The organism is Frankia sp. EI5c (assembly GCF_001636565.1).
In the GTDB taxonomy this organism is placed as follows: Bacteria; Actinomycetota; Actinomycetes; order Frankiales; family Frankiaceae; genus Parafrankia.
This window is the reverse complement of the sequence record NZ_LRTK01000013.1, coordinates 20,045-45,850: the sequence shown is the minus strand read 5'-3', so window position 1 is coordinate 45,850 and position 25,806 is coordinate 20,045. Positions and strand designations below refer to the sequence as shown.

25 protein-coding genes and 12 pseudogenes are annotated in these 25,806 nt (G+C 71.6%); 23 read left to right on the top strand and 14 right to left on the bottom strand.

Translation table 11 applies throughout. The features are described 5' to 3' along the window. Nucleotides 1–242: 242 nt before the first annotated feature. Entirely contained in the window at nucleotides 243–632 is a 390-nt protein-coding gene (locus UG55_RS09335; RefSeq protein WP_066065840.1) for a VOC family protein, read from the bottom strand. Beyond that, nucleotides 629–964: a helix-turn-helix domain-containing protein gene (locus UG55_RS09330; RefSeq protein WP_066065837.1), complete on the bottom strand. Its 336-nt coding sequence runs from the start codon at nucleotides 962–964 to the stop codon at nucleotides 629–631. The genes UG55_RS09335 and UG55_RS09330 overlap by 4 nt, the downstream gene beginning before the upstream one ends. A gap of 423 nt (nucleotides 965–1,387) precedes the next feature. Here UG55_RS09330 and UG55_RS09325 point away from each other — a divergent pair, with 423 nt between their 5' ends. Both UG55_RS09325 and UG55_RS09320 read left to right on the top strand, forming a co-directional pair. Further along, nucleotides 1,388–1,975 carry a hypothetical protein gene (locus UG55_RS09325; protein WP_242424061.1) on the top strand — a complete coding sequence of 196 codons (588 nt, stop codon included), beginning with the start codon at nucleotides 1,388–1,390 and terminating at the stop codon, nucleotides 1,973–1,975. Further along, on the top strand, nucleotides 1,972–2,544 hold the full coding sequence (locus tag UG55_RS09320; protein WP_066065830.1) for an RNA polymerase sigma factor: 573 nt from the start codon (nucleotides 1,972–1,974) through the stop codon (nucleotides 2,542–2,544). The genes UG55_RS09325 and UG55_RS09320 overlap by 4 nt, the downstream gene beginning before the upstream one ends. 64 nt (nucleotides 2,545–2,608) lie before the next feature. On the opposite strand, the pseudogene UG55_RS34500 reads toward UG55_RS09320, so the two are convergent. After that, nucleotides 2,609–3,012: pseudogene (locus UG55_RS34500) on the bottom strand (alpha/beta fold hydrolase); the annotation flags it as partial. A 1-nt stretch (nucleotide 3,013) separates the two neighbouring features. Then, nucleotides 3,014–3,697 (bottom strand): epoxide hydrolase family protein (locus UG55_RS34495; protein ID WP_242424060.1); only part of this gene is annotated, 684 nt, incomplete at its 3' end. 65 nt (nucleotides 3,698–3,762) lie between these two features. Here UG55_RS34495 and UG55_RS09310 point away from each other — a divergent pair. The 3 genes and pseudogenes from UG55_RS09310 to UG55_RS09305 all read left to right on the top strand — a co-directional run. After that, nucleotides 3,763–4,245 carry a MarR family transcriptional regulator gene (locus UG55_RS09310; protein WP_083986613.1) on the top strand — a complete coding sequence of 161 codons (483 nt, stop codon included), beginning with the start codon at nucleotides 3,763–3,765 and terminating at the stop codon, nucleotides 4,243–4,245. Between the two features lie 229 nt (nucleotides 4,246–4,474). Continuing rightward, nucleotides 4,475–4,885: pseudogene (locus UG55_RS46190) on the top strand (sugar transporter superfamily protein); the annotation flags it as partial. Between the two features lies 1 nt (nucleotide 4,886). Next, nucleotides 4,887–5,674, top strand: a 788-nt coding sequence (locus tag UG55_RS09305) for a glycosyltransferase 87 family protein (protein ID WP_242424059.1), incomplete at its 5' end; no start/stop codon positions are given. A 383-nt stretch (nucleotides 5,675–6,057) separates the two neighbouring features. Here the strand turns inward: UG55_RS09305 and UG55_RS29425 are convergent. Beyond that, nucleotides 6,058–6,228 carry a hypothetical protein gene (locus UG55_RS29425; RefSeq protein ID WP_199865089.1) on the bottom strand — a complete coding sequence of 57 codons (171 nt, stop codon included), beginning with the start codon at nucleotides 6,226–6,228 and terminating at the stop codon, nucleotides 6,058–6,060. Between the two features lie 503 nt (nucleotides 6,229–6,731). Here UG55_RS29425 and UG55_RS09295 point away from each other — a divergent pair. The 3 genes from UG55_RS09295 (at nucleotide 6,732) to UG55_RS29420 (ending at nucleotide 8,599) form a co-directional block, all read left to right on the top strand. Continuing rightward, nucleotides 6,732–7,595, top strand: a complete 864-nt coding sequence (locus tag UG55_RS09295; RefSeq protein WP_066065820.1) for a helix-turn-helix transcriptional regulator — start codon at nucleotides 6,732–6,734, stop codon at nucleotides 7,593–7,595. Next, a complete protein-coding gene (locus tag UG55_RS09290) occupies nucleotides 7,592–7,846 on the top strand; it encodes a DUF397 domain-containing protein (protein WP_066065817.1) in 255 nt (84 codons plus the stop codon). The genes UG55_RS09295 and UG55_RS09290 overlap by 4 nt, the downstream gene beginning before the upstream one ends. A 585-nt stretch (nucleotides 7,847–8,431) precedes the next feature. Further along, entirely contained in the window at nucleotides 8,432–8,599 is a 168-nt protein-coding gene (locus UG55_RS29420) for a hypothetical protein (protein ID WP_199865088.1), read from the top strand. Nucleotides 8,600–9,646: 1,047 nt separating this feature from the next. Here UG55_RS29420 and UG55_RS34480 read toward each other — a convergent pair. From UG55_RS34480 to UG55_RS34450, 9 genes and pseudogenes are all read right to left on the bottom strand, one after another. After that, a pseudogene (locus UG55_RS34480) lies at nucleotides 9,647–10,131 on the bottom strand (EamA/RhaT family transporter); the annotation flags it as partial. A gap of 1 nt (nucleotide 10,132) precedes the next feature. Next, on the bottom strand, nucleotides 10,133–10,510 hold a 378-nt coding region (locus UG55_RS34475), incomplete at its 3' end, for an EamA family transporter (RefSeq protein ID WP_396230851.1). A gap of 67 nt (nucleotides 10,511–10,577) precedes the next feature. Then, entirely contained in the window at nucleotides 10,578–11,750 is a 1,173-nt protein-coding gene (locus UG55_RS09275) for a glycosyl hydrolase (protein ID WP_066065806.1), read from the bottom strand. Beyond that, nucleotides 11,747–12,751: an NAD(P)-dependent oxidoreductase gene (locus UG55_RS09270; protein WP_066065803.1), complete on the bottom strand. Its 1,005-nt coding sequence runs from the start codon at nucleotides 12,749–12,751 to the stop codon at nucleotides 11,747–11,749. The genes UG55_RS09275 and UG55_RS09270 overlap by 4 nt, the downstream gene beginning before the upstream one ends. Further along, nucleotides 12,748–13,175, bottom strand: a pseudogene (locus UG55_RS34470) (DegT/DnrJ/EryC1/StrS family aminotransferase); the annotation flags it as partial. The gene UG55_RS09270 and the pseudogene UG55_RS34470, both read right to left, overlap by 4 nt. Nucleotide 13,176: 1 nt before the next feature. After that, a pseudogene (locus UG55_RS34465) lies at nucleotides 13,177–13,317 on the bottom strand (DegT/DnrJ/EryC1/StrS family aminotransferase); the annotation flags it as partial. Nucleotide 13,318: 1 nt separating this feature from the next. Beyond that, nucleotides 13,319–13,818 (bottom strand): annotated as a pseudogene (locus UG55_RS34460) (DegT/DnrJ/EryC1/StrS family aminotransferase); the annotation flags it as partial. Nucleotides 13,819–14,697: 879 nt separating this feature from the next. Continuing rightward, on the bottom strand, nucleotides 14,698–15,150 hold the full coding sequence (locus UG55_RS34455; RefSeq protein WP_242424066.1) for a hypothetical protein: 453 nt from the start codon (nucleotides 15,148–15,150) through the stop codon (nucleotides 14,698–14,700). A gap of 9 nt (nucleotides 15,151–15,159) precedes the next feature. Continuing rightward, a partial coding sequence (locus tag UG55_RS34450) for a metallophosphoesterase family protein (protein ID WP_242424058.1) occupies nucleotides 15,160–15,423 on the bottom strand: 264 nt, incomplete at its 3' end. A 204-nt stretch (nucleotides 15,424–15,627) separates the two neighbouring features. On the opposite strand from UG55_RS34450, the pseudogene UG55_RS46915 reads away from it, so the two are divergent. The 15 genes and pseudogenes from UG55_RS46915 to UG55_RS09210 all read left to right on the top strand — a co-directional run. Continuing rightward, nucleotides 15,628–16,042: pseudogene (locus UG55_RS46915) on the top strand (amidohydrolase); the annotation flags it as partial. Nucleotide 16,043: 1 nt separating this feature from the next. Further along, a pseudogene (locus UG55_RS34440) lies at nucleotides 16,044–16,182 on the top strand (amidohydrolase); the annotation flags it as partial. A gap of 1 nt (nucleotide 16,183) precedes the next feature. Further along, nucleotides 16,184–16,491, top strand: a pseudogene (locus UG55_RS34435) (amidohydrolase); the annotation flags it as partial. A gap of 78 nt (nucleotides 16,492–16,569) precedes the next feature. Continuing rightward, nucleotides 16,570–17,079, top strand: a complete 510-nt coding sequence (locus UG55_RS09250; protein WP_066065791.1) for an MSMEG_0572/Sll0783 family nitrogen starvation response protein — start codon at nucleotides 16,570–16,572, stop codon at nucleotides 17,077–17,079. A gap of 246 nt (nucleotides 17,080–17,325) precedes the next feature. Further along, the gene (locus UG55_RS09245) at nucleotides 17,326–18,444 is read left to right on the top strand and encodes an MSMEG_0568 family radical SAM protein (protein ID WP_066065788.1); all 1,119 of its coding nucleotides are present in this window, start codon (nucleotides 17,326–17,328) and stop codon (nucleotides 18,442–18,444) included. Further along, nucleotides 18,441–18,581 (top strand): annotated as a pseudogene (locus tag UG55_RS45245) (hypothetical protein); the annotation flags it as partial. The gene UG55_RS09245 and the pseudogene UG55_RS45245, both read left to right, overlap by 4 nt. Nucleotide 18,582: 1 nt before the next feature. Continuing rightward, the coding region (locus UG55_RS09240) for an MSMEG_0567/sll0787 family protein (protein WP_242424057.1) at nucleotides 18,583–19,910 on the top strand (1,328 nt) is incomplete at its 5' end. A gap of 56 nt (nucleotides 19,911–19,966) precedes the next feature. Continuing rightward, a pseudogene (locus tag UG55_RS34430) lies at nucleotides 19,967–20,483 on the top strand (carbon-nitrogen hydrolase family protein); the annotation flags it as partial. A 1-nt stretch (nucleotide 20,484) separates the two neighbouring features. Beyond that, nucleotides 20,485–20,890: nitrilase-related carbon-nitrogen hydrolase (locus tag UG55_RS34425; RefSeq protein WP_396230850.1), on the top strand; the 406-nt coding region annotated here is incomplete at its 5' end. Further along, a complete protein-coding gene (locus tag UG55_RS09230; protein ID WP_066065780.1) occupies nucleotides 20,890–22,467 on the top strand; it encodes an NAD(P)/FAD-dependent oxidoreductase in 1,578 nt (525 codons plus the stop codon). The genes UG55_RS34425 and UG55_RS09230, both read left to right, overlap by 1 nt. Then, nucleotides 22,464–23,741 (top strand): MSMEG_0565 family glycosyltransferase, encoded by a 1,278-nt coding sequence (locus UG55_RS09225; RefSeq protein WP_083986611.1) that lies wholly within the window; start codon nucleotides 22,464–22,466, stop codon nucleotides 23,739–23,741. Before UG55_RS09230 ends, UG55_RS09225 begins: the two co-directional genes overlap by 4 nt. Next, nucleotides 23,734–24,618 carry an alpha/beta fold hydrolase gene (locus UG55_RS09220; protein WP_066065777.1) on the top strand — a complete coding sequence of 295 codons (885 nt, stop codon included), beginning with the start codon at nucleotides 23,734–23,736 and terminating at the stop codon, nucleotides 24,616–24,618. The genes UG55_RS09225 and UG55_RS09220 overlap by 8 nt, the downstream gene beginning before the upstream one ends. A gap of 103 nt (nucleotides 24,619–24,721) precedes the next feature. Continuing rightward, nucleotides 24,722–25,336, top strand: a complete 615-nt coding sequence (locus tag UG55_RS09215; protein ID WP_083986610.1) for a phage holin family protein — start codon at nucleotides 24,722–24,724, stop codon at nucleotides 25,334–25,336. Nucleotides 25,337–25,382: 46 nt separating this feature from the next. Further along, nucleotides 25,383–25,469, top strand: a pseudogene (locus tag UG55_RS45240) (hypothetical protein); the annotation flags it as partial. Nucleotide 25,470: 1 nt separating this feature from the next. Further along, a partial coding sequence (locus UG55_RS09210) for a DUF3618 domain-containing protein (protein WP_242424056.1) occupies nucleotides 25,471–25,805 on the top strand: 335 nt, incomplete at its 5' end. Nucleotide 25,806: the final 1 nt, after the last annotated feature.

Genomic DNA, 25,806 nt, shown 5'->3' with positions numbered 1-25,806 from the left:
CCGGCCCGGGACCGTCGCACCACGGGCCGGCCGACCCGCCCCGCCACCGGGGCGCCCCGTCCAATCAGACAGGTCTGTCACCCCAACCCCGAGCCAGCCGCACCCCAACCCCGAGCCGGCCGCACCCCGAACCCGAACCAGCCCCCCCGACCCCGGACCGGCTACCGCCACCCGGACCAGCCACCGCCACCTCGGACCACCCACCGCCACCCCGGACCACCCACCGCCACCCCGACCTCGGGTCAGCCACCGCCATGCGTGATCTGGATGAGGTTGCCGCAGGTGTCGTCGAGGACAGCTGTGGTGATCGGCCCCATCTCAGTCGGCTCCTGGGTGAAACGGACCCCGAGGGCGCGCAGGCGCTCGGCTTCCTTGTGGACGTCCTCGACGGCGAACGAGGTGTACGGAATACCGTCGGCGGTAAGCGCGTCCTTGAACGGGCGGGCCGCCGGGTGCGCGTCCGGCTCCAGCACCAGTTCGACGCCGTCCGGATCCTCCGGGGAGACGACGGTGAGCCAGCGGTGCTCGCCCAGCGGGATCTCGGTCTTCTTCACGAAACCGAGGATCTCCGTGTAAAAGCGCAGGGCCTTGTCCTGGTCGTCGACCAGGATGCTCGTCAGGTTGATCTTCACCGGTCTTCGGCTCCTGTCTGCCGGCGCGGCGGCCATCGCAGCGCGATCTGATCCAGCGGCGACGTGTCAAGGTAATGGAATTTGTACCGGCCCTCACGGCGCGTCACGACCAGCCCGGCTCCCTCAAGTACGGCCAGGTGCTGCGAGACCGCCTGTCGGGTCGAGGCGAGCTGGTATTTCGTGGCGAGCCGGGCGCAGATCTCGAAGAGGGTCTGCCCGTCGCGCTGGACCAGTTCGTCAAGGATCCGCCGGCGGGTGAGATCCGCCAGCGCCCGGAGCATCTCTCCCCCGGGATCAGTCACTCCGCTGACCTCGCCCACCACCGGAACCATAGGCAAGCAGATACTTGCCTGTCAACGACGACCCGCCCGCCGCGGGCGGTTCCGCGACGCACGGCTGTCACGTCGACCGGTGTCCCGGACATGTTCTGGTCAGCCGATCCACATCGACACCGGAGGTTGATCAGAGCCATGCTGTCAGCGGAAGAGTTCGACCGCCGCCTTCGGTCCGCGGACCCGATCGGGGCAGACCTGGCGACTGACCAGGACATCGCCCGCCTGGTCAGCGAGCTTGCGACGGCGGTTACGCACGCCGGGCCCGTCGGCGAGGTTGCCCCGAACAGCGCGCCGACGGCACGGCCGAACCGTCCCGGGCGGCCACGACTCTCGCCGGAGCGCGGGATGGCAGCACGCGGGATGGCAGCACGCGGGATGGCAGCACGCGGGATGGCAGCGCGCGGCATGCCGGAGCGCGGTATGCCAGAGCGCCAGTCAGGGCGCCACAGCACCAGACGACGTCTCGCGGTGGCCGGGCTGGCGGCCGCGGCGCTGCTGGGGACCGCAGCGTTCACCTTCGGTGAGGGCCTCGCCCGGACAGGCCTGTTCGGCTCGGCCGGAGACACCGAGAACGACACCAGTGAGTGGCTCAACACCGGCGCACCGGATTTCCGCGACGTCGTGGAGTCGCTGCGGCCGGCCGACATCCCGCTGCCAGCCGGCCGCGGCTGGCAGCCCTCCATCGACCAGCAGGTTGCCAACGGCCAGCGGGAAGCCGCGCTGACGCAGGTCACCGGCGTCCGGGCGAGGTTCGCCTTCTACGCGGTCTGCGTCTGGGACGGCGAATGGCTCACCGCCCGCCAGGCGGGCGACACCGACCGGGCCGCGCAGGCTGTGGCGGTCATGCGCGGTATGCCCTCCTGGCCAATCATCGCCGAGGTCGACGGGGGCGGAATCCGGGACAGCCTTCGTGGCATCGCCGAAGCCGCCGCCCGCGGTGACGAAGGCCCGGCTCGGCAACACATCACGGCGAACTGCGACGCCGCCTGGATCGGTGGCGGCGAGTGACCACCAGGCCGGTCGGTTCCGCCGTTGATGCGGCCTCGCACGCCGACACCGAGGGGACCAGGACCGCGGAATGGTTCACCTCTCTCGCCAGCACGGTCGGCCCGCGGCTTCTGGCCTTTCTCGCCCGCCGGGTCGACCCGCCGACCGATGCCGCCGACCTGCTCGCCGAGGTTCTGACCACTGCCTGGCGCCGGGTCTCCGACCTGCCGGCCGACGGCGAGGCGGCCACTGCCTGGCTGTTCGGCATCGCCCGGCACACGCTCGCCAACCACCGCCGCGGCCAGATCCGGCAGGCGGCGCTGGCCGACCGTCTTCGCGCCCGTCTCGCCACAGTCGGCCCGGCCCACGAAGCACTACCCGAACACGCTGTCGAGATCCGGGCCGCACTGGCACAGCTCACCGACTCCGACCAGGCGGTTCTCACACTTTCCGGCTGGGACGGCCTGACCGCCGACGAGATGGCCGCAATCCTGGGGATCACGCCGTCGGCTGTCAGGCAGCGCCTGCGCCGCGCCCGGGAGCGACTGCGTCAGGCGCTGGCCGTCCAGCCCTCAGCGGCCGAGAGGTGATCTCGTCGTATCCCCATCCCGAGGCGAGTAACCCGCGAGCGATCACGGTACGAATCCGGGGGCTCTACAGGCTCAGGAAGAACGCGCGGAGGTCGGCGGTAAGCAGTTCGGGCACCTCCAGCCCGGGGAAGTGGCCGCCGCGGTCGGCCTCCGTCCACCGGGTGATCGGCATCCGCCGCTCGGCATACGGCCGGATCGGGAGGGTGATGTCCTCGGGCAGGACGAGGACACCGACCGGTTGGACGGTCCGCCACGAGGGCGGGCCGCCGGTCTCCCGGTGCAGGCGCGCGGCCGTGCCGCCGGTGCCGGTGAGCCAGAACAGCGTCACGTTGGTGAGCACCCGCTCGACGCTGATCGGGAAGTCGGCGGCGGCCCACATCGTCATCGGGTCGAGCAGCCAGGCGAGCAGCCCGACCGGCGAGTCGTTGAGGGCGTACGCCGGTGTCTGCGGCCGGGTGCCGTTGATGANCCGGACCCCCGGCTGGGCGCGCTGGTAGGCCTCCGTCCGGGCGAGGCGCTCCCGGTCCCGCGGTGTCAGCGCCGCGCGGTCCGGGTCACCGGGCAGCGCCGGGGTCGGCAGATAGTTGAGATGGATCCCGACGACGTGCTCGGCGTCGTGCTGTGACAGCGCCCGGGAGACCGCCGCCCCCCAGTCACCGCCGTGCGCGCCGTACCGCCGGTAGCCCAGCCTGCGCATCAGCTCCGCCCAGGCCCGGGCCACCCGGTCGACGTCCCAGCCGCGCTCGCGGGTCGGGCCGGAGAAGCCCCAGCCTGGAATCGACGGGACGACCAGGTGGAAGTCGGCGGAGAGCGGACCGATCACGTCGAGGAACTCCACGACCGACCCCGGCCAGCCATGGGTGAGCAGCAGCGGGAGGGCCGCCGGCCGCGGGCTGCGCAGGTGCAGGAAGTGGATCCGCTGGCCGTCGATCTCGGTCACGAACTGTGGATGGCCGTTCAGCTCGGCTTCCGCCGCCCGCCAGTCGTACCGGTGGCGCCAGTGGTCGGCCAGTTCTCGCACTCTGGCCAGCGGCACGCCGAACTCGTCGCCGCTGCCCGGCAGTTCGTCCGGCCAGCGGGTGCGGTCGAGGCGGGCGTGGAGGTCGTCGAGGTCGGCCTGCGGCACGGCGGCGCGAAATGGATCAATTTGCATCGTTGGCGCTCCTAACGTTCGTCCACTAACGTAATTCGTTAGTGCGACTAACGCAAGGCGCTAGGATGTCGCTCATGCCGGAGCGCGACCACCACAGGCCGACCGACCCCTCCGCGGCTCCCGCGCGCCTGCGGTCAATGGCCAGCCGGCTCCTCGGCCGCGCCGCGATGCACGCGGAACGGATCTCGAACGCGCACCTCGGCGCGGTGGAGGCGACCCGCTGGCAGTACGCCACACTGGTCACGCTCCGCGATGGCGGCCCCGCGAGTCAGGCCACACTCAGCGAACGCACCGGCATCCACCGCAGCGACATGGTGGCCGTCCTGGCCGGCCTGACCGAGCGGGCGGAGGTCGCCCGCGCCCCCGATCCCACCGACCGGCGCCGCAACATCGTCACCCTGACTCCGGCCGGGCTCTCCCGGCTGCACGCCCTGGACCAGCTCGTGGACGAGGCCCAGGACGAACTGCTCGCCCCGCTGACCCCGACCGAACGCGCCGAGCTCATCCGCCTGCTGCAACGAATAGACGACCACCACTCGGCACGCTGACCCGCCGCGCGCCGAAGACCACGCGCGCGGTCCACGGCGGCCCACGGGCGGTCCCGGCGCCCGGATTCACGAACGATTGCGTTGGCCGTTCCCGTCCGTTGGACGGGTGCGACCGAAAACCACCGCCGCCCCATGAATCCGTCCCGGCCACGCCCGCCGGGCGCACCTCACAATAGGATCCTGCGGGAACACCGAGATATTCACGCCGCCCACTGCCCCCGGGTCACGGATGGAAGATGCGTTGACGACCGCCATCCGAAAAACTGATTCCGGGAACCTGTTGCGCGTGGCCGGAATCACCCTTGGGCTCGTGTTCGCGGCCGTCTTCCTCTTCTTCGCTCTCACGAGCCGGCTGGTTGACCTCGACGTATACCGCATGGGTGGCACGGCCATCCTGCACGGCGCGGATCCGTATGCGCAGGTCAACGACGAGTCCGGGCTCCCGTTCACCTATACGCCGTTCGCCGCGGCCGTCTTCGCCCCGGTCTCGCTGCCGCCGGTCCACCTCGCCCAGTTTCTCTGGAGCGCGGCCCTGCTGGTCGCGCTCTACTTCTTCTGCGCGCTCCCGACGGCGGCCGTCCTCTCGTTACCCGACCGGCGGGCCCGGGCTCTGGCCACCTGCGCCGTCACCGGCTTCGCCNTGACGCTTGAGCCTGTACGGAGCACCTTCAGCTTCGGCCAGATCAACATCTTCCTGGCCCTGCTGGTCGCGCTGGATCTCTTCGGCCGCCGCCGTCTCCTCCCGCGCGGTGTCCTCATCGGCGTCGCGGCCGGCGTCAAACTGACCCCGCTGGTATTCCTGCTCTATCTCGTGTGGGTCGGCAGGTGGCGCGAAGCCGCGACCGCCGCGATCTCGTTCGGTGCCACGGTGGCTGTCGGTTTCGCGGTGAGCTACGGCCCGTCGGCCACCTACTGGACGCACACCTTCTTCGACGCCGAGCACATCGGTGGCATCCCCTATGTCGCCAACCAGTCCGTGCTGGGGGTGCTTTCCCGGCTGATGTCCGGCCCGGACGAGGCCAGGCCGCTGTACCTGCCGATCGCCGGGCTGGTGCTCATCGCCGGGCTGATCGCGGCGGTACGCCTGCACCGGCGCGGTGAGACGCTGCTCGCGGGCTCCGCCTGCGCGCTGACCGGCCTGATCGTCTCACCGATCTCGTGGAGCCACCACTGGGTCTGGCTCGTTCCGCTGCTGCTGTGCCTCGGTCTCGACGGGGCGCGGCCACGTTGGGGAAGACCCGTCGCGCTGGCCGGAGCGGCGCTGGCCGTACTCGCCCCGATCTGGTGGGCACCCCATGGGGACAACGCCGAGTTCGGCCACGATGCCTGGCAGATCGCCTGCGCGAACAGCTATGCGGCGGCGGCGACCGCTCTGCTGGCCGCCCTGCTGTGGTACAGCCGGCCGCGCGGCGGCGTCAGGACGCCGTGACCTGCCGGCGCGGCCTGCTGCGCGGACGCGGGCCGACCGTGCCCGGCGGGGGTGCCGAGGGCGGGTCGAACGACAGCGACCGTTCCGGCCCCGGGTCCGGCTCCGGCGGTGCGCAATAGCCGTACTCGACCTGACGCCGCCAGACGGTCAGCCGGCACTGCGGCCCGTCCACCGTCCAGGTCCGGCGCTCGGCCCGGTCCTCCACCTGCACCGGGCCGATGCTCGCCGGCTCGGTCGAGCGCAGGTGGGCCCAGGAGTGGGCGTCCTCCCACCCGGCGAAGGTGGCGACCAGTTCGCCGTCCCCGTCGAAGACCAGGAATCTTCTGCTCATCGTGATCCCANCCCCGCTNCCCCNCGCCGCTCGGACGGTCCAGCGACGCGCTTCATCGAATCCGCCGTACACCGGTCGGCGCCAGGAACGACAGCGGCGCGACCAGATAGTCCACATAGTGGTTCTCCACGGCAAACGCATCGGCGTCGGACGCGGAATCAAAGGCGAGGACGATCCTGCGGGCCCGCCGCGGGCCGCCGGCGAAGAGAATCACGCCGAACATCGAGGATGGCTCGGGGTCATCTCGCTCCCCCGACCGGAGCGAGGCCGGCCGTAGCCGCCTGCCGCAGGATGCTCTGCCACGCACATGTCGATTCATCCGGACTCCAGATCCGCTGGGGCGTCCATACCGGAGGACACCGGTCACGATCGCTGGGACGATCAGACCAGCGGACGGCCCCGCGAGCCCACCGGGGACGCCTGACGACGTCGAGCCGCGGCTGCCCCGCACCGTCCCGACCACCACCGACGCTCCCCTTGGTAGGTCTAATCGTCTTGGTAGGTCTAATCGTCGACAACATCTCACCCAGGAGCTCGCTTTCGCCACTCAAGGTGAGCACTGCTTCTGCAGCATGGAGGTTGCACCACGCATATGCAAGGCCATGTGTAGTGGTTTCGCTACAGATTGCGGACTATCTATGCGATCAGATGATGAATGCGTGACGGAGAGCGTTGGCTTGGTCCGCATCCCGGGCCCCGCCCGGACGCCTGCCCCAGGAGGGCCCGGTGACAGCGAGGAACAGCAGCCCGACCGTGCGCCGGCGGCGACTCGGCGCCGAGCTGCGGCGGCTACGCGAGGCGGCGGGCGTCGAGGTGGAGCAGGCGTGCGAGGTGCTGCGCTGCTCCGCGTCCAAGATGAGCAGGCTGGAGAACGGGCGCATCCCCGTCCGCACCAGGGACGTCTCCGACCTGCTGGGACTGTACGGGGTGGTGGACGGCGAGCATCGCGAGGCGCTGCTCGCCCTGGCCCGTGAATCCCGGCGGCACGGCTGGTGGCAGGCGTACTCCGATGTCGTCCCCGCCTGGTTCGAGATCTACATCGGGCTGGAGGCCGACGCCTCCTCGATCAGCGTCTACGAGCCGCAACTCGTCCACGGACTGCTACAGACAGCCGACTACGCGCGGGCCGTGATGCGGGCGAGCCTGCCCGAGGCACCCGACGACGAGATCGAGCGCCGGGTGACGCTCCGGCTCGACCGGCAGACACGGCTGCGCGGCGAGGGTCCGCCCCGGCTCTGGGTCATCCTCGACGAGGCGGTGCTGCGCCGGCCCGTCGGCGGGGCCGCGGCCATGCGCGCCCAGCTGGAGCAGATCGTCCGCTCGGCGCAGCTCCCGAATGTCACCGTTCAGGTGCTTCCCTTCTCCGTCGGGGCACATGCCGGACTCGGCAGCACATTCTCCGTCCTCGGATTTGCGGACGAGACGGATCACGATGTGGTCTATATAGAGAAAGGAGCCGGAAGCCTCTACCTCGAACGTCCCGCGGAAATTCGGCGCTATAGAGTCAGGCTCGATCATCTGATGGCGTCCGCGCTCAGCCCGGCGGACTCCGTGGCCCTGATTGCCGAGGTTTCGGAGGGTTTTCGATGAAGACGTCGAGAAAGCCTGTCGTGGTGGATCCGGCAGCGCTGGCCTGGCGCCGGAGCAGCTACAGCGGCGGCGACGGCGGCATGTGCGTCGAGGTGGCCCACGTCGACGGCGGCGTCGCCGTCCGCGACTCGACCGCGCCGTTCGGCGCGGTCCTCCTCTTCAGCGGCCCGGAGTGGGGAGCTTTCCTCGCCGGAGTTCGCGACGGCCAGTTCGACAGCCCGCACCCTTCGCGCTCCGTGACGGCCGGATAGCTGCCGCACCGAGCCATCCGGCGCGNCGGGCGCGCGCCGGTTCTGATCGCGTTGACCTGCGGGGACCCTGCCGCGGACCGGAACGGAGCCGCGGGCGACGCGGGCGTCGTCCGCACCGCGAGCACGGTGACCGTACTGCCCTCCGCCCCTTGCGAAACCAGCCCCTGTCACGCACTCTGTAGATGTTCACCCGGTCAACATTGACCGAAAGCGACATCCGTTTTGGCTGGATAGTGTTCGAGGGCGGGCCCGGATCCCGTGGTCCCGCCCCGTTCCGTAGCGGAGGAGCCACGTCGTGAGTGCCATCAAGCGAGCACCGGTCCGGGCCTAGCGCCGCGACCAGTCGCCGCGCCGGCGCCGCAGCCGGCCGACCGCACCCGCTGGTGCGGTCGCCACGGCGCGCGGCCCGGTACGTCCCTGGTTCAGCGCCGGCCGCCCATTCGGCCCTCCGCCGGCCGTATTCACCCGCCGCGGTCCCGCCGCACCGCGTCCGGGTTCCCGGCCGCGCCGGGAGCCGGGCTGCCGCCGTTCCGGCACGGCTTTGCAGTAGTCCACCTGTTCCCCTGGTACCGGGAGGTGATCGCCGTGGCCACCGCCACGACCAACCTGCTGAACACTCCGCTGCCCGATCCACGCGTGGAACGGGTCCGCCGCACGGCCCTGGCCGCGTACGTGGACGGGAAGATCACCTTCGCGCAGGCGAACTCCCGCGTCCGCAAGGCCATCGACCGCTTCACCCCTGAGCCTCGGTAGCCGTCCGCGCCCGGTGCCCGCTACTGGTTCGTTCTGGCCCGCGGCCAACGGCCGGCGGCCGGCGGCCGGCCAGAATCCTCAGACGGGACGGGCGCGGCGAATGGGTCCAGAGCGGTTGAGCTGCTCACGCGATGCACACATCCAAGAACTCTTGGTAACTCTCCATGTGCAGTGCGTGAGATAGTTGCTGTGGCCGGCCGCCCGGGTTCACCCCCCGATCGCCCGGGCGCCCGGCCGTCCACCTCGGATTCCTCCCGGAGGTGCCGGCGAAGTCGTCGCCGGCGAGCTCGGCGCGGGGCAGGCGGCCGCCTGTGGTTGGCGGGAACCCTGTGGTTGGCGGGGCCTCAGCGGTTGGCGGGGCCTCAGCGGTCAGTGCAGCGCGGGCGGTTCGACCCGCGACGGATCCTGCTCCAGCGCCGCCCGGCTGAGCGCGGCCGTCCAACGGTGGAAGTCGACGAGAGAGGCCCGCGGCTCCTGCCGCCACAGCGCCTGCGTGACGTATGCGGAGAGACCGTNCGGACCCACGCGGCGCAGCACGACGTCCAACAGGTCGCTCGGCAGGCNCACGGAGACGACCCGATATCCCGGCTCCTGATGGCCCGCGCTGTCGAACCCCGAGTCGTCCGTGTACATGCGAGCCACCAATCCCGGCCGAGCGGTGCCGCACGCGGAACACCCGAGGCGACGCCCTCACCAACCGACGGGGGTACCGGACATTTCACCCACGAGATCCATCTTTACTCAGCTCTGCGCACTCCGCAATGGGTCTGTGACGAGGCCGAAGCTGTCGCCGGAACGCCGCGCCGAGGCACCGCCCGAAGCCGGGCCCCCGGCGATGCCCGAGCCGGGTCCCGACCCGGTGCCCGACCCGGTTTCGGGAGCGGCCCACTCCTCGTCGGAATGGGTGAGGCGCCCGTAGTCACCCTCCCGGCCCGCTCCCGGGTGTGCGGGCCGGGGAGCCGCGTCGTCCGGTGGCAGGCCACCCGGCGGCAGGCCGCCGAGTTCGAGCTCGTCCTCAACCGAACGGTTGGCCGCCATCCGGTCCCNCCCGAGAGCGGCGATGCCGGCGGCGACCATGATCAGTGAGATGATGAGAGCCACCATCCGCGGGCCGTCCGGGGTGGGCTCGTCGAAGAGTGTCAGGCCAAGCGTCACCGGCAGGAACGCCGAGACCCCGCTGGTGACCGGGAAGGCGATGACCGCCGCGCGCCCCTGAAGGCCCCGTTGTTCCAGGCCGAGCGCCAGCACCGAGAACAGCACCAGGATGTAGGGGGTCGGTGTGGACAGCAGATCCAGCAACGTCGAGTCGCCGTTGCGGCGCTCGTGCACCGCGAGCCCGATCTGCCTGGTGGCCAGAGTCGCGATGGCGTAGCTGACGCCGGCCGCGAGCCCGAATCCCAGGGCGGCGCCCGCAATCTGCCGCCTGGCCGCGGCCAGATTCGCGCCGAACGCGCACAGCAGGGAGAACACCAGCCCCAGGACGAGGAAGGCGAACAGCACATTGCGCTCGGCGGGGCTGCCGACCTCCGCGTNGCGGTGGAACGCGTAGGCCAGCAGCCCGACCCCCGCCACCATCAGGCCCACACCGCTCCAGCCGACCCGGCTGATCTGCTCCCCCAGGAGCCGGCGGGCCAGCAGAGTGAAAACGATCATATCCAGGGCCATCACCGGCGCCACCAGAGCGACCGGTGCCACTGACAGCGCGTAGACCTCCAGCAGGAACGACCCCGCCTCCACGCCCAGGCCGATCAGCCAGAGGGGCCGGGTGACCAGGCGGGCGAGCAGGCCCAGGCCGAGCCCGCTGCCGGCTTCCTCCCGGCGGGCGGCCATCGCCTGCAGCAGCGGGGCGACCCCGTACAACGCCGCCGAGACAACTGTCGTGGGCAGCCCGAGAACGAGCGCCGTGTTCATACGCGGCTCACCCCCGCAGCGTCCCATCCAGCCGGGAAAGTCGACGAGCCGGGGTGTCTGAAGTGATTCACCAGTTGGCGCCCAGACCCACCTGTGCGAGAGCCGCGCCGAACGCCTGCTCCCATGCCTGGGGGGTGGCGGCGACCCGCTGCGACGGCGGCTTGACCCGATCGAGGCAGGCCAGGGCCGACCGGGTCAGGGACCGCGGGTCCGTACTCGTCACCTCGGCGTGGCCACGGTCGAGCTCCTTCTGCAGATTGTCCCGCCCATGGCCGGGGACGACGTCCATCAGCAGCAGGTCGCGGCCGATCACCCTGGCCTCGCTGCAGGTGTCCCCCGACGAGGTGACCACCAGATTGCTGGCCGCCATAAGTTCCGGAATCCGGGTGGTGAACCCGAACGGGATCACCCGGTGGTCCCGGGCGGCGAGTGCGGTCAGCCGGGCGGCGAGCTTCTCGTTGCGCCCGGCGACGGCGAGCACCCAGACGCCGGCCGCGGCCAGCGACTCGGCCGCCTCCACCAACGGGCCCAGCCCCCAGGAGCCGGACATGAGCAGCACACACCGGCTCTCCAGCGGAATGCCCAGGCTGGCCCGGGCCTCCTCCTGGGTGGGCGGATCGTAGAACGGCATGCGCACCGGAGTCGGCACGACCGCCACCCGGGCCTGCGGCGCGAACCTGCGCACATAGCGGGCAGCCGTCTGGGACGTCACGAGGAAGAGGTCGGTGTTCTCCTGCACCCAGATGCGGTGCACGCAGCAGTCGGAGGAGAACACCGCGGTGACCAGCCCCGGGAACTCCGGCTTCAGCCGGCTCACCGCCGCGGCGGCGGAGGCGAAGATGGAGACGACCATGTCGGCCGGCTGCGCGCGCAGATCCTCGCGCAGCCGCGGCACGAGAAACCTGCTGGACGTCCGCTCGATCGCGCGGGCTGCCCGGCCCCCGGTCCGCAGCTGGGAGAAGTGCAGCGCGTCGTACAGACCGGGGATGGCGATCAGACCACGGAAGACGTTCTGCCCGAGGGCGCCGTCGCGGCCGTCCGTCATGCGCAGGCTGTCGGCCGTGCGGGTGGTGAAGCCGCGGCGTTCCAGCGACGTCGCGCAGGCCTCGGCCATCACGTCGTGCCCCATCCCGAGCGAGCCGGACAGCAACAGCACGTTGCCTCTCCGGGGCTCGGCACCGCCCACCGCGGGAACCTCGTTCACAGTGCCCTCGATCCCGTCCATCTTCGTCACACTCACTCCGATGAGGCTGCGGAGACGCCGAGATCCCCGACAGATGGCGCAGCCACCGCAGGCGGCTGCCGATTCGCCTGGTACCACTCGATGTACTGCCGGACGCCGTCCCGGAATGGTGTGGTCGGCCGCCAGTTGAGCAGGCCCGCCGCCCGCTGGGTGGAGATCTCCCGGCCGCGGAAGTCCCCGGGCCTGGCCGGCACGTGCTCTATCGCCACGTCGGGGAAGTACGCCTGGACCGCCTGTGCCATCTCCAGAACGCTGACCCGTTCGTTGCCCTCAAGCGCGATCGTCGTGTTCTGTGCGGTATCCGTCAGGGCGAGCACATGGGCGTCCGCGAGATCACGGACGTACACGTACTTCCGGTACTGCTGACCGTCACCGGCGACGGTCAGCGGCCGCCCGGCCATGGCATTCTGGACGAAGCGCGCGAGGACGAGCTCATCGCGCATGCCGGGCCCGTAGGGAATGCCGTAGCGCAGAATTGTGAACGCCAGCCCGTAGGTCTGCTGGTAACTCTGCAGGAGCAGCTCGGCCGCGAGTTTGGTCGAGGTGTAGACATGCCCCGCCCGGCCGAGCACGATCTCGGCCTCCTCGGTGAGCGGCGGCGGTGCCGGAGCGGGCGGCTGCGCCGGGGCCACCGGGTCCGCCATGGCGCCGTAGACCCAGACCGTGCTGGCGAAGACCACCCGCCGCACCCCGGCGCCGCGGGCCGCCTCGCACACCTTGCCCGTCCCCTCCACATTGAGGCGAACGGTACGCACCGGGTCGGCGAAGGCGAAGTCGACGTTGGACATCCCGGCGATGTGGAAGACGACGTCGATCCCGCTGAACGTGTCGGTGAGCGCATCCAGGTCCAGGACGTCGAGTTCGCGGTAGGCGGCCCTGGGGTCCGGTCGGGGGCAGGAGGCGACATCGAGGGACAGGACGTCGTGGCCGGCGTCGAGCAGGCGGTCCACGACGTGACCGCCGATGAATCCGGACCCGCCGGTGACGGCAATTCTCATCGCAACGCACCATCCAGTTCCAGGCCGCGGACCACGGCGCGGAACGACCCGAGCACGTGCTCGGCCTCCGCGTCGGTCATGTCGGAATGCAACGGCAGGCACACATGCCGGGCACAGATGTCCTCGGCCACCGGAAGACAGGATCGGGCGTACTGCTCGAAGACTGGTTGCTGGTGCAGCGGGACCTCGTACACCTCACCCGCCAGGGACACTCCGTGGCCTTCCCTCAGTTCCTTCTTCACCTGGGAGCGATCCGCGCCCGGAGCCAGAAGAACCGGATACTTGTAGTAGTTCGTCACGCCGCCCTCCACCCCGCGGGGCCGCTCCACTCCCATCTCGTCGATCGCCAGGTCGTAGTGGGCCGCGACGGCACGCCGGTGCTTCAGAAAAGCATCCAGGTGACGCAGATGAACACGTCCGGTGGNGGCATGGACCTCACTCATCCGCCAGGCGTATCCCTGCCTGATGTGAATGTTGCCGAGGAATCCGGCCTTCCCCTGGTCCCGGTACAGGCGAGCCTCGTCCCGCAGCCGCTGGTCAGCCGTGACGATCATCCCGCCCTCACCNCTGGTGATCAGCTTGGTCGGGTAGAAGGAGAACGCGCCCGCGACGCCGAAGGAACCGGCGTACCGACCGGCGAGGCTCGAGCCGTGCGCGTGCGCCGCATCCTCGACAAGCACGATCCCGCGCTCGTCGAGAACGGCGCGGAGTTCGTCGATGTCCGGCGGAATCATCCCACCGATGTGCACGACCACGACAGCCTTCGTCCGAGGTGTCACCGCGGCCGCGACGGTCTCCGGGCTCAGCGCGAACGTGTCCGCGTTGACATCCGCGAAGACGGGGTTACCGCCGGCCCGCAGGACGGCGAACGCGGTGGCCGCAAAGGTGTTCGTCGGCACGACGACGTCGAATCCGTCCACGCCGACACTTCTGAGGATGATCTCCAGCGCGGCCGTTCCACTGTTCACAGCGACGGCGTACGGAGCATCATGCGCGGCAGCGAAGGCCGCCTCGAATTCCTGGGTGTGCGCGCCGAGCGTCATCGCGCCCGTTGTGAGCACATCGGCNGCGACGGAGGCTACCTCTGCCCGGTCTTCCTGCGAGAAGACGATGCGTGCTGCGGGGACCTGCACCGGTTCAACCCCCTAGGTCAACGAACCCAGATTCTGTAGTCGATCGCATACGCAATGCGATCGGCTTCGCACGCTACCGGGTCGCGCCCAGGCCGGCTCGCACCGTCGCGAAACCAGACCATCCGACTGATCGAAACCAATAGTCCGGCCCCATCCGGATGACGTCGATTTGCCCCGAACCTTCTGTTGGCAGGCTACAGACCTCACAGCGGAGCCGAGCGCCACCACCGCCGCCAGGCCAGTCCGGCCTTGGTCGGCCCGACCGCCCGCGCCCCGCCGCCGGGCCGATTTCCAGCCCTGAGTAACGACACGCACCACCTATGCGATGAACATCGGGCGGGAACCTCTGAGTGCTACCTAACAGCGCCGTCCGCATTCAGATCGTGATTCACATGATGGGGGCAGATCACCGTTCGGGGGCGCCCAGAGGGTGTCGCACACCCGACGATCGTCACGGTGCCGACCTTGCTTCTGGACAGAACTGCGAGCTTCTGGACAGAACTGCGACTCGGCACATCAACCGTCCCGACGCGTTTCGACAACGCCGAGACGGGATTTCACCTGAGCAAATGCTGACACGATCGGGCCAACACCAGTGGGCCAACGGGATCCAGCCCGCTCGTGGCCTCGCCGCGACCAGGCGGAAAAAGAAGTGCCCCGGCGGGGGCCGAACAGCTCCTGACGTACGGGGGGAACGTAGGCTCTGCGCGGATCTCGCCGGGACGTATTGCCACCCTACGACCCCCAGATGTCGGAGGCGACAGGACCAAAGTCCCGAGACTTCGGGCCCAAAGTCATCTTGGTGATCAGGATTCAGGCCTCCTGGAAGACCACCTCACCACGGTCCGCATCAAAAAACAGCCAGTTCGAGGGACGCCCGACCGCCGGGCCCACGTTGACGACGGTGGTCACCAGCTCGGGCCCGGCAGACCGGACCGGAACCGCGACCGGAACCCCGGGCACCACCGGCACCGATCTGACCGTGCCCAGCTGGTCGCCCTCCCCGGGAACGCGCCCCCGCGCGGTGCCCGGCACGCCGCATCCTCCCTCCCCCCGCTCGCCACTCCGGCGGACCTCGAAGACAGCCCGCCGGTGCGTGTGCCCCACCAGGACGAGCGGGACGGCCGGAACATCGCGGACGAGCGGAGCGAAGGAGTCGGTCTCCTCGGCGAAATCCCAGCCGATCTGATGCCCGTGCATCCCCAGCGCGAAGTCGACGTGGGTCATGGAGGCGCCGGACAGCAACGGACCGAGCAGGTTCGGCACCTGCTCCGNGGCGAGGAGGTCCCGGATCCGCTCCTCCTGGTTGCCGAGGACGCGCCGGACGTCCGCGAGCTGGGCCCAGAGTTCCGGGTCCGGATCGACGACCTCGTCGAGCGGCCAGAACCGGGCCGGATCGTGTCTGCGCATCGGCACCTTCGCCTCCAGGTAGTCGCCAAGGCAGACCACCTCGTCGACCCCGACCCTGTCGGCGGCCGCGAGGACCCGGCGCAGTGCCTTGCGTTTTCCATGCAGGTCTGCCATCACCGCGTACCGCATGACTCCAGCTTGCGCCCGCGACGAGGAGTCGGACCGGAAGATCAACAGAAAGATCACAGCAAGCGACGGAGACAGCTCGCCGACTACCCACAGGGGTCACCCGAAGACCAGATCTCGACAACGCACGGACCAAAGGGGCCACTGGCGCGACCGGATTGTCACGTTGGCCACACATGGGAAACACCAGGGTGCTTCACTGCCACCGTGCCGCGACCGGACGTACACGACGGGCATCGACATCTCGGGGGGCTGCCGGCCTATCCCTTCTACGGCGGACCGCCGGTTCTCCCCGCGACAGGCGCCCGCGAGACCATCGCCGAACTGCGCGCGGACCTGGACGCCGAGCGCACCTCGGCGGCGCTGGTGATCCCCAACTACGGCGTCCCCGACCCCGCGGTCCCGTTCGGGCTCAATCCGCTCTGCCTGGAAGCCGCCCAGGCGGACGAGCGGATCCTCGCCGGGCTCTGGGTCTCGGCACGCCCCGAGGACACCGAGGAAACCGACCGGGCGCTGGCACTCGCCGGTGAACCGGGGGTGGCCGCGCTCAAGCTCAGCTTCCTGCTGGGCGGCGACGTGGACGACCCGGCGTGCCGGGAGCGGCTGGACCGGATCTTCTCGGNGGCGGACGCACACGATCTGGTGGTCCACGTCCACACCTCGCCCGGCGGGCCGTCCGACATCGATCGGATGGGGCGGCTGGTCGATGACTACGCCGGGCGGGTGGCCATCCACCTGGTGCACCTCGGCGGCGGGGTGAGCNGGCACATCAAGCTGATCGGCGGGCGGTTCTTCGACTGGATCGCCGCCGGGCGGCGGGTCTACACCGACGCCAGTTGGGCGGTCGGCTTCGCGCCCCGCTGGTTCGCGGCGGAGGTGGCGCGGCGCGGCATCGGCCACGACCGCCTGCTCTTCGCCAGCGACGAGCCGTGGAGCGACCACCGCGGCGAGCTCGCCCGGCTGACCGGCGCGATCAGCGACCCGGAGCTCGCCAGGAGGGTCCTGTCGACGAACTTCCAGGACCTCTACCTCCGAAAGGGGACAGGACGACCACACCCGACAGCTATTTGAAGCGTCCGTTCACGGTGAAGATGTGAACAGTCGATCACGCCAGGTCAGCCAGACCGCCCGACCGAGACAGGAGAACCTATGGAGCTGACGGAGCTCGAGCGCCAGAGCCTCACCGAGGTCCCGCATCCCTCGCTTCCCCCGGGAAGCAACCTGTACGGCTCGACGAAGCTCTTCCCCGACTACCAGGCGGAAGACGGCGAGTCCTACCTGACCCTCGTCCACGGCATCGCGCATGAGTCATCCGTGAGCTTCGTCGCGATCCTGCAGGCGACCCGGGCGCTGCGTAAGGGCTTCGAGACGGTCATCTACTTCTACGGTCCCGGGGCGATGAACTGCATGGCCACCCGGGGCTTCCCGCACACCGGCGACTCCGCGTTCGCCGGCGAGCACAACATCAACAACCAGATCGAGACCTTCATCAAGGAGGGCGGGAAGGTCTACGTCTGCCGCTTCGGCCTCTCGCTGCACGGCCTGCGCGAGGAGGACCTGATCGAGGGCGTGATTCCCGCGCATCCGCTGGACATCCAGGACTGTGTGATCCATTACACCCGCAAGGGCGCGATCGTGAACTCGACGTACATGATCTGACGCCCCGCGACCGGGCTGGCCCGCCGGCCAGCCCGGCTCGGATCGGTGCGGCGCGGCGCGGCGAGCGGTCACGACTCCGGCTGAAAGGCCACCGCACCACCAGGCGTGACGCGTGCCCGCACCGGACCCATGCCCGATGCGGGCGCGCGACCTCATATCTCCACCCCGATCTCCCGCCCAGGCTCTCGGGCGCACGCCGCGGCGTGCTGACGGGGCCGGGCGCGGACTCCCGACGGGAGGCCACACATGAAGAACGGACTGGCGACTGATCGCCGGCCTGACCACGCATCGGGCGACCGGCAGCGGGACGAGGTCGACCTTGCGGTCCGCAGCGCCGTCGCCGTCCACGGAGTGCGGGTCGACGCCCCGGTCCAGCGTCGCAGCGGCGCCGGGCCGAGCGACGACGGCCATGTCGTCGTCGCGGGCCGGGGCCTGGCCCTGCCGATCGTCCCCACCAGCCCGTACTCCGTCGCCGCCGGCCGGCTGCTGTTCGACGGGACGGACCTGGGCGTGGCGGCCACTCCGGTGAGCCGGCCGCGCTTCTACGACCTGGCCACCGCGGACGGCGTGCCCTATTCCCAGCTCGCGCGGCTGCACAGCACGGACGTCCTGGCCACCACCGTGCTGCAGACCTGTGTCCGCTACCGCGAGCCGGAGCGCTGCCGTTTCTGCGCGATCGAGGAATCGCTGCGCGCCGGCGCGACGACCCGGCTGAAGACCCCGGAGCAGCTCGCCGAGGTGGCCCGGGCCGCCGTGCGGCTCGACGGCGTCCGCCAGATGGTCATGACCACGGGCAGCACCGCGGGGCCGGACCGGGGCGCCGGGCTGCTGGCCGAGTGCGTCCGCGCCGTCGTCGCGGCCGTCCCCGGCCTGCCCGTCCAGGTGCAGTGCGAGCCGCCCGCGGACCTTTCCGTGCTCGCCGAACTGCGCGCCGCCGGCGCGAGCACGATCGGCATGCACATCGAGTCACTGGACCCGGAGGTCCGGCGCCGCTGGACACCGGGCAAGGCGACCGTGCCACTGGCGGAATACGAACGGGCCTGGTCGGAGGCGGTCCGGGTCTTCGGGTGGAACCGGGTGTCGACCTATCTGCTGATCGGCCTCGGCGAGGATCCGGACGAACTGGTCGCGGGCGCGCGCCGGCTCATCGCGATGGGCGTGTACCCGTTCGTCGTGCCGTTCCGGCCGCTGGCGGGCACACTCGCCGCGCGGGACGGGGCGCGCGCGCCGGAACCCGAGCTCGTCTCGGACGTGACCGCCCGCGTCGCGGCGGCGCTGACGGCCGCCGGCATGACCGGTGCGGACCAGGGCGCCGGCTGCGCGGCCTGCGGGGCGTGCTCGGCCCTGCCCCAGGCAGGGGGATGATCAGTATGTACGGGCTGCTTCCGGGAGAACACATTCCGAGCCACAACCGGACGGTGGACACGCTGGCTGTCTGGGGGGACCGTCGCGCGCTCGCCGGGCAGCCGCCCTACCGGATCGACCAGGCCGACGACCTCGCCNCCTTCACCGCCTACGCCCGCCTGCGGCGCGAGGTGTTCGTGCACGAACAGGGCCTGTTCCCCGCCAACGTCGCCGGTGATCTGGACGAGGTCGACAGCGACCCACGCAGCATCGTCCTGGTCGCCCGGGTGGTCGGCGGTGCCGACGACGGGGTGGTGATCGGCGGGGTGCGGCTGGCGCCGATCTGGCGCGGCGAGGACATCGGCGCCTGGCAGGGCGGCCGGCTCGTGGTCGCCGCGGCGGCCCGCGGCCGCTACGCCGGGGTCGGCGCCGCGCTGGTGCGGGCGGCGTGCGCCCGGGCCGAGAACGAGGGCGTGCTGCGTTTCGACGCGGCGGTGCAGCCCGACCGCGTCCGCTTCTTCGGCCGGCTCGGCTGGATGATCGCGGGCACGACCGCCATCGCCGGCCGCGCGCACGTGCTCATGCGCTGGCCGATCAACCGACTGGCCGCGGTCGCCGCCTCGATCAAGGCACCGCTGGCGAACCTGCTGGCCGGGATGCGCCCCGGCGGCCCCGGCTTCGTCGGCGACGACGGCGCCCCGGTACCGGGCACCGACATGGTCGCCGCCTGCGACGCGATCCTGCCCTCCATGGTCGAACGCGACCCCTACTGGGCGGGCTGGTGCGGGGTGCTGGTCAACCTGAACGATCTCGCGGCGATGGGCGCCCGGCCCGTCGGGATGCTCGACGCGGTCGCCGGGCCCACGGCGTCCCGGGTGGCCCGGGTGATCGGCGGGCTGCGGGCCGCTGCCGACCGCTATGGCGTGCCGATCCTGGGCGGCCACACCCAGCTCGGTGTGGCGGCGGCGCTGTCGGTGACGGCGCTGGGGCGTTCCGACCGACCGATTCCCGCCGGCGGCGGACTCCCCGGGCATGCCGTCACTCTCACCGCCGACCTGGGCGGCCAGTGGCGGCCCGGCTACTCCGGCCGGCAGTGGGACTCGACCTCGGGCCGGCGCACCGCGGAGCTGCGGGCACTGCTGGACCTGCCGCGGCGGCACCGGCCCTGCGCCGCCAAGGATGTCAGCATGGTCGGCATCGTCGGCACACTGGGAATGCTCGCGGAGGCGAGCGGATGCGCAGCCGAGCTTGACGTCGCCGCGGTCCCCCGGCCGGCCAGCGCGACGGTCGGCGACTGGCTGACCTGCTTCCCCGGTTACGCGATGTTGACGACGGACGTGGACGACCGACCTGTGCCCGCACCGGAGCCGGCCACCGCAGCGCGCTGCGGGCGGCTGCTCAGCGGTACCGGGGTGACGCTGCGCTGGCCGGACGGAGTGCGCACCCCGGCGTTGTCGGGGCATGTGACGGGGCTGGGCCACGCGTGAGGGGCACCCGGCCCGGGCAGCCGGGCGGCGGTCGGCCCGGGCCCGCCGGCGCTCCGGTGACCTTCGCCGCCGTCGCCGCCCCCTTCGGCCGTGACCTGGACGAATGCTTTGCCGCGATCAGCCGGCACGTGGCGGCTGCCCGGGAGCGCGGGGCGGATCTGCTCGTCCTGCCGGAGGGGGCGCTCGGCGGATACCTGCACTCCCTGCCGCCCGCCGAGACGGATCTCGACGCCGGTGGCGGGCCGCCCGCGATCGAGCCGGACGGCCCCGAGATCGCCCGGCTCGCGGCGCTGGCCGGAGATATGGTGGTCTGCGCGGGGTATACCGAGCGTGACGGTCGTTACCGGTACAACAGCGCGGTCTGTGTACACGGTGACGGCGTTCTCGGCCGTCACCGCAAGGTCCACCAGCCGCTGGGTGAAGGCCTCTTCTACGAGGCTGGGCGTACCTTCACCGCGTTCGACAGCCCGCTCGGCCGAATGGGAATGATGATCTGCTACGACAAGGCGTTCCCGGAGGCCGGGCGCAGCCTCGCCCTCGCCGACGCCGGGATCGTCGCCTGTCTGTCAGCCTNGCCCGTCTCCAGCACCCGGCCGGCGCCCGACATCGCCCAGGACCGCTCGTCGCAGCGTTTCAACCTCTACGACCAGGTCCGCGCGCTGGAGAACCAGGTGGTCTGGGTCTCGTCCAACCAGACGGGCTCCTTCGGCTCGCTGCGCTTCGTGGGCAATGCGAAGGTCGTCCACCCGGACGGGTCGGTGCTGGCCACCACCGGGGCAGCCAGCGGCCAGGCGGTCGCGACCGTCGACGTGGCGGGCGCGCTGGCGGCCGCGCGCGGCGGGCTGAACCTGCTGCGCGACCGGCGCGCGGCGAGCTACCAGCCGCAGTGCCTGCTCGCCGGCGAGCCGTTCGACCCGCGGCGTTCCGCGCGCCGGGCGGAGACCGCCACACCACCGCGGGCCGGCGAGGTCACCCGCTGATGCCGGACGCGATCGTCCTCGGCGCCGGGGCGGCGGGCCTCGCCACGGGCCTGCTCCTGGCCCGGCAGGGCTGGCGGGTCGACATCGTCGAACGTGACCTCGACGACCGGCCCGCGAACCTCGCCGACGTGGCCGGCTGGCGGCGCCCGGGCGCGACCCAGACCTGGCACTCGCATGCCTTCCTCGCCCGGGGCCGGTCACTGCTCGCCGAGCACGCCCCGGAGGTACTCGACGCCGTGCGCGCCGCCGGGGCCATGGAGACCCGGCTGGACGAACACGCCCCACCCACGCTGAGCGGCCCACCGCCGGCCGACGGCGAACTCGTCGTGATCGGCTGCCGGCGGGCCGTGCTGGACTGGGCGCTGCGCGTCGTGGTGGAGCGAGAGCCAGGTGTGACCATCCATTCGGGGGCCCGGGTCACCGGCCTGCTGACCGGGCCGGCACCCACCGGCCTGTCCGGGGATCCGCTACTGGTTCACGGGGTGCGGCTGGCCAACGGTTCCAGCCGGGCGGCCGACCTGGTCATCGACGCGGCCGGGCGGCTGTCACCGGTCCGTCGCTGGCTCGCCGCCGCGGGAGCGGAACTGCCGCCGCAGGCCGAGGTCGACTGCGGCATCGCCTACTACTCGCGGTTCTACCGACGCCGCGGCCCGGCACCGGACGTCCCGCTCAACCGCGGCCACACCGCCGGGGCCTCCTTCGACCGCTACTCCTGCCTGATGTTCCCCGCCGACGGTGACATCTTCTCGATGACCTTCGGGGTCCTGCCCGAGGACACCGCCATCCGGGTGCTGCGCCACGGCGACGCGTTCGACGCGGCGGCGCGCTCCATCGCGATGTTCGACCCGTGGCTCGACCCGGAGCAGGTCGAGCCGGTGTCGCCAGTGACCGCGATGTCCCATCTGACGAATCGGCTGCGGCCGCTGGTGTCGGACGGCCGTCCGGCGGTGCTGGGGCTGCTCCAGGTCGGCGACGCGGCGGTCATCACGAACCCCGCGCACACCCGGGGGGTGACACTCGCCGTGCTGGGCGCGGTCCGGCTGGCGGAGGCGGTAGGAGCGGTCCGCGACCCCGCCGGCTGGGCGCACGCCCTCGACGAGTCGTTGCGCGCCGAGTTCGCCCCCTGGTTCGAGGACTCGTGTGCCCAGGACGCGGCCCGGCTGCTGCGGTGGCGGCCGGCGGCCGCGGGCACCCCGCGGGCGCCGGGCACGCTGCCCGCGCAGGGGGCACCACCCACCGGCTTCACACCCTGGCCGGCGGCCCCGGTGGCAGGAGTGGCAGCGGAGGTGGGAGCGGGAGCGGGGGCTCCGGGAGCGCCCGCGGACGGTGTCACCAACGGAGAGGCGTACCTGGCCGCCCGTCGCGACCCCTGGGTCTGGGACAGGTTCACCCGTCTGCAGAACGCCCTGCTGCCGCCCTCCGCCGTACTGACCGAACCCGAGTTCGTCGCGCGGGTGCGGGCCGTCCTGGCGGCCGGCTGGCGACCGGCGCCGATACCGGGGCCCAGCCACGGCGACCTGGTCGGACTCGCCTCCGCGGCCCTCGCGGACCGCCCACTCCCGCCGGAGCGCCGGTGACCGGCAGCCCCGCGGCCGGGTCCGCGGCCGGCCACGGGCCGCTCGCGGTGGCTCTGCTCACCTACTCGACCCGGCCGCGCGGTGGTGTGGTGGCCACCCTCGCGCTCGCCGAGGCGCTGGCCCGGGCGGGGCATCAGGTCGATCTGTGGACGCTTGCCCGCGGCGGGGACACCGGCTTCTTCCGCCCCGTCGACCCCGCCGTCCGCATCCGCGCCGTGCCGTTCCCCGACGTCGAGCAGGAGTCCGTCGGGCAGCGCATCCTGCGTTCGATCGCCCTCCTGGCCGGGGCATTCGAAACGCACCGCCGAAGCGGCGCGGCCTACGACATCGTGCACGCGCAGGACTGCATCTCCGCGAACGCGGCGGTCGACTGCATCCGCACCGTCCACCACCTCGACACCTTCACCACGCCCGAGCTGGTCGCCTGCCACGAGCGTGCCCTGCGCCGCCCGTGGGCGCACATCTGTGTCTCCGCGGCCGTCGCCGCCGAACTGGCCGACGGCTGGGGCATCAACGCCACCGTGATCCCCAACGGAGTGGACACCGCCCGCTTCGAGGCAGCGGCGGGCAGCGCCCGGGAGGCCCGGGAGCGCCGGCGGTCGCAACTCGGCCGGTACGTGCTCGCTGTCGGCGGCATCGAGCCACGTAAGGGCACCGCGGAGCTCATCGAAGCCGTCGCGCTGCTGCGCGGCCGATCGACGCCGGTGTCACTGGTGCTCGCGGGCGGCGAAACCCTGTTCGACTACCGTGGCTACCGTGATCATGTGCTGGCCCGCGCGGCCGACCTCGGGGTCGAGCCGGTCATCCTCGGGCCGGTGCCGCACGGGGAACTGCCCGCCCTGGTCGCCGCGGCGGACGTCTTCGCCTTTCCCTCCGCCAAGGAGGGCTTCGGGCTCGCCGCGCTGGAGGCGCTGGCGGCCGGCGTGCCGGTCGTGACCCGTGACCTGCCCGTGCTCCGCGAGGTGCTGGCCGCGGCCGGAAGCGCGGTGCGTTTCGCCGGCACACCGGCGGGCTTCGCCGCCGCGCTCGACGACTTCCTCGACGCCGCCGAGCCGTGGCCGGCGCCGTCACGGGATCCGGCGCGGGTCGCAGCCGGGCGGGCCGTTGCCCGGCGGTTCACCTGGGAGGCCGCGGCCGCCCGCCATGTGTCGCTCTACCGTGGCCTGATCAACGGGCGATCCGACCTGCGGCAGCGCGTCCACGGTGTTTCATCAGGGATGCGGCGGTCGCCGAGAACCACAACGACGAGCCGAACGGCAGACATGGATGTATGAGGAAGCACCGGCCTGGTTCGAGGCCGCGATCGACACCCGTCCCGAGCGGCTGGAGACCGAGGTCGACGGGACGACCATCAGCTACCGGTGCTGGGGGCCGGCCGACGGGCCCGCGATAGTGCTGGTGCACGGCGGCGCGGCCCACGCCGGCTGGTGGGACCACATCGCGCCGCTGGTTCCGGCCGAGTACCGGGTCCTCGCGCTCGACCTGTCCGGTCACGGCGACAGCGGACGGCGGGACGAGTACTCGCTGAGCACGTGGGCCTCCGAGGTCGTCGCGGTGATCGACCACGCGGGGATCACCTCGCCGCCGATCGTCATCGGCCACAGCATGGGCGGCTGGGTGACCATCACGACCGCGGCCGAGTACCCGGACCGGGTGGCCGGTATCGTCCTCATCGACTCGCCGGTGAAGGAGTCCACGCCGGAGGAGCGGGCGGCCCGGGAACGGACCGCCTTCGGACCGCTGCGGGTGTACGCGGCCGCGACCGACGCGCTGGCACGGTTCCGCACCGTTCCCGAGCAGCCCAGCAGCCTTCCCTACATCATCGACCACATCGCCCGGAACTCGATGGGGGCGATGCTCGGCGGTTGGGCCTGGAAGTTCGACCCCAACGTGTTCGGCAACCGGACACCCTCCCCGGAGGTCCTGCGCAAGGTGCACTGCCGGGTCGCGCTCTTCCGCGCCGAGAACGGCCTGGTCACTCCGGACATCGGCCATCTCATGTACAACCTGCTGGGCCGGGTTGCGCCCGTGATCGAGATTCCGCTCGCCGGGCACCACGTCATGCTCGACCAGCCGTTGTCACTGGTCACCGGGATCCGCACCATCCTGGCCGACTGGGAGCACTCGTCACCGCAGGAGCGCGCCGACTGACCCCGGGCGGGGTTTATCCGTCGACGGGCGGGCATCCGGGTCTACACCGATCCGAATGGACACCGCCGGAGGGCGGGTCAGGTCCGGTCGAGAAGGAGACGGCATGACCAGCACTCTCGCCCGCCAGCCGACAACACCGACCACCGCGCCGGACACGCCCACAGCCGACACGCCACGGCCGCACCCGCCCACGGTGGACCGCACCGGAGTCCCGGCCGACGCGGAGATCCTCGTGCACACCCACGACGGCCGCGCGGCCACCTCCACGGCGGCGCCCGGATCCACCGTGACCGGCCAGGACTCGGCCGGGGCGCTCCGGCCGGATTCCGACTCCCGGCAGCGTGGCGCCTCGACGGGGCATCTCGTCGCGGAGGTGGCGACGGACGTGTCGACCCTGTTCCGGCAGGAGATCGCCCTCGCGAAGGCCGAACTGCGCGAGGAGGCGACGAAGGCCGGCAAGGGAGCCGGCATGTTCGCCGGGGCCGGCGGCGCCGGTTTCTTCGCGCTGGTCTTCCTCCTGCTCGCGTTCATGTTCGGGCTCAGCTCGGTCATGGCGCTGGGCTGGGCGGCACTCATCGTGGGCGTCCTGCTCGCCGCCGCGGCGGGCGCACTCGCCCTGCTCGGCCGCCGGACGGTCAGGACCGTGCACCCCGCGCCGACCCGGACGGTGGAGACGCTCCGCGAGGACATCCAGTGGGCCCAGAACCGCCGACGCTGAGATCATTCGGCCGGCTGGGACCATTCGGCCGGTTGGGATCGCCCGGATGGGGCGCCGCACCGTCGACCTCGAAAGGAAGGCGCGCGTGACCAGCACGAAATCCGACGAGATCCGCTCTGAGATCGAGATGACCNGTGAGCAGCTCGGCTACGACCTCGACGAGCTCTCCGACCGGCTCAGCCCGCAGAAGGTCGCCGGGCGCACCGTCCACGGTGTGAAGGCCAAGGTGTCAGATGCTGGCAGCGCGCTGAAGCCGAAGATCGCCGAAGAGGCCGCGGTCGGCCGGGCGAAGGCGGCGTCGCTCACCACCGCGGGCCGGGACAAGGCGCGGGAGAACCCGCGTGCGGTCGGTTCCGCCGCGGGCGGCCTGGCCGCGCTGGGCTTCCTGACGGTGCTGGTCAGCCGCCGGCGGCGGCGGGGCCAGGGCGCCGCGGCACCGGGGCTGCCGGGGTGCCGGGGGGACTGCTGAG

Coding starts and splice junctions, on each gene's coding strand:
- UG55_RS09245 (WP_066065788.1), top strand. CDS start 17,326: ATGAAGAACGGACTGGCGACTGATCGCCGGCCTGACCACGCATCGGGC.
- UG55_RS09230 (WP_066065780.1), top strand. CDS start 20,890: ATGCCGGACGCGATCGTCCTCGGCGCCGGGGCGGCGGGCCTCGCCACG.
- UG55_RS09330 (WP_066065837.1), bottom strand. CDS start 964: ATGGTTCCGGTGGTGGGCGAGGTCAGCGGAGTGACTGATCCCGGGGGA.
- UG55_RS09250 (WP_066065791.1), top strand. CDS start 16,570: ATGGAGCTGACGGAGCTCGAGCGCCAGAGCCTCACCGAGGTCCCGCAT.
- UG55_RS09325 (WP_242424061.1), top strand. CDS start 1,388: ATGCCAGAGCGCCAGTCAGGGCGCCACAGCACCAGACGACGTCTCGCG.
- UG55_RS29425 (WP_199865089.1), bottom strand. CDS start 6,228: ATGTTCGGCGTGATTCTCTTCGCCGGCGGCCCGCGGCGGGCCCGCAGG.
- UG55_RS09270 (WP_066065803.1), bottom strand. CDS start 12,751: ATGAGAATTGCCGTCACCGGCGGGTCCGGATTCATCGGCGGTCACGTC.
- UG55_RS09310 (WP_083986613.1), top strand. CDS start 3,763: ATGTCGCTCATGCCGGAGCGCGACCACCACAGGCCGACCGACCCCTCC.
- UG55_RS09290 (WP_066065817.1), top strand. CDS start 7,592: ATGAAGACGTCGAGAAAGCCTGTCGTGGTGGATCCGGCAGCGCTGGCC.
- UG55_RS09220 (WP_066065777.1), top strand. CDS start 23,734: ATGTATGAGGAAGCACCGGCCTGGTTCGAGGCCGCGATCGACACCCGT.
- UG55_RS09215 (WP_083986610.1), top strand. CDS start 24,722: ATGACCAGCACTCTCGCCCGCCAGCCGACAACACCGACCACCGCGCCG.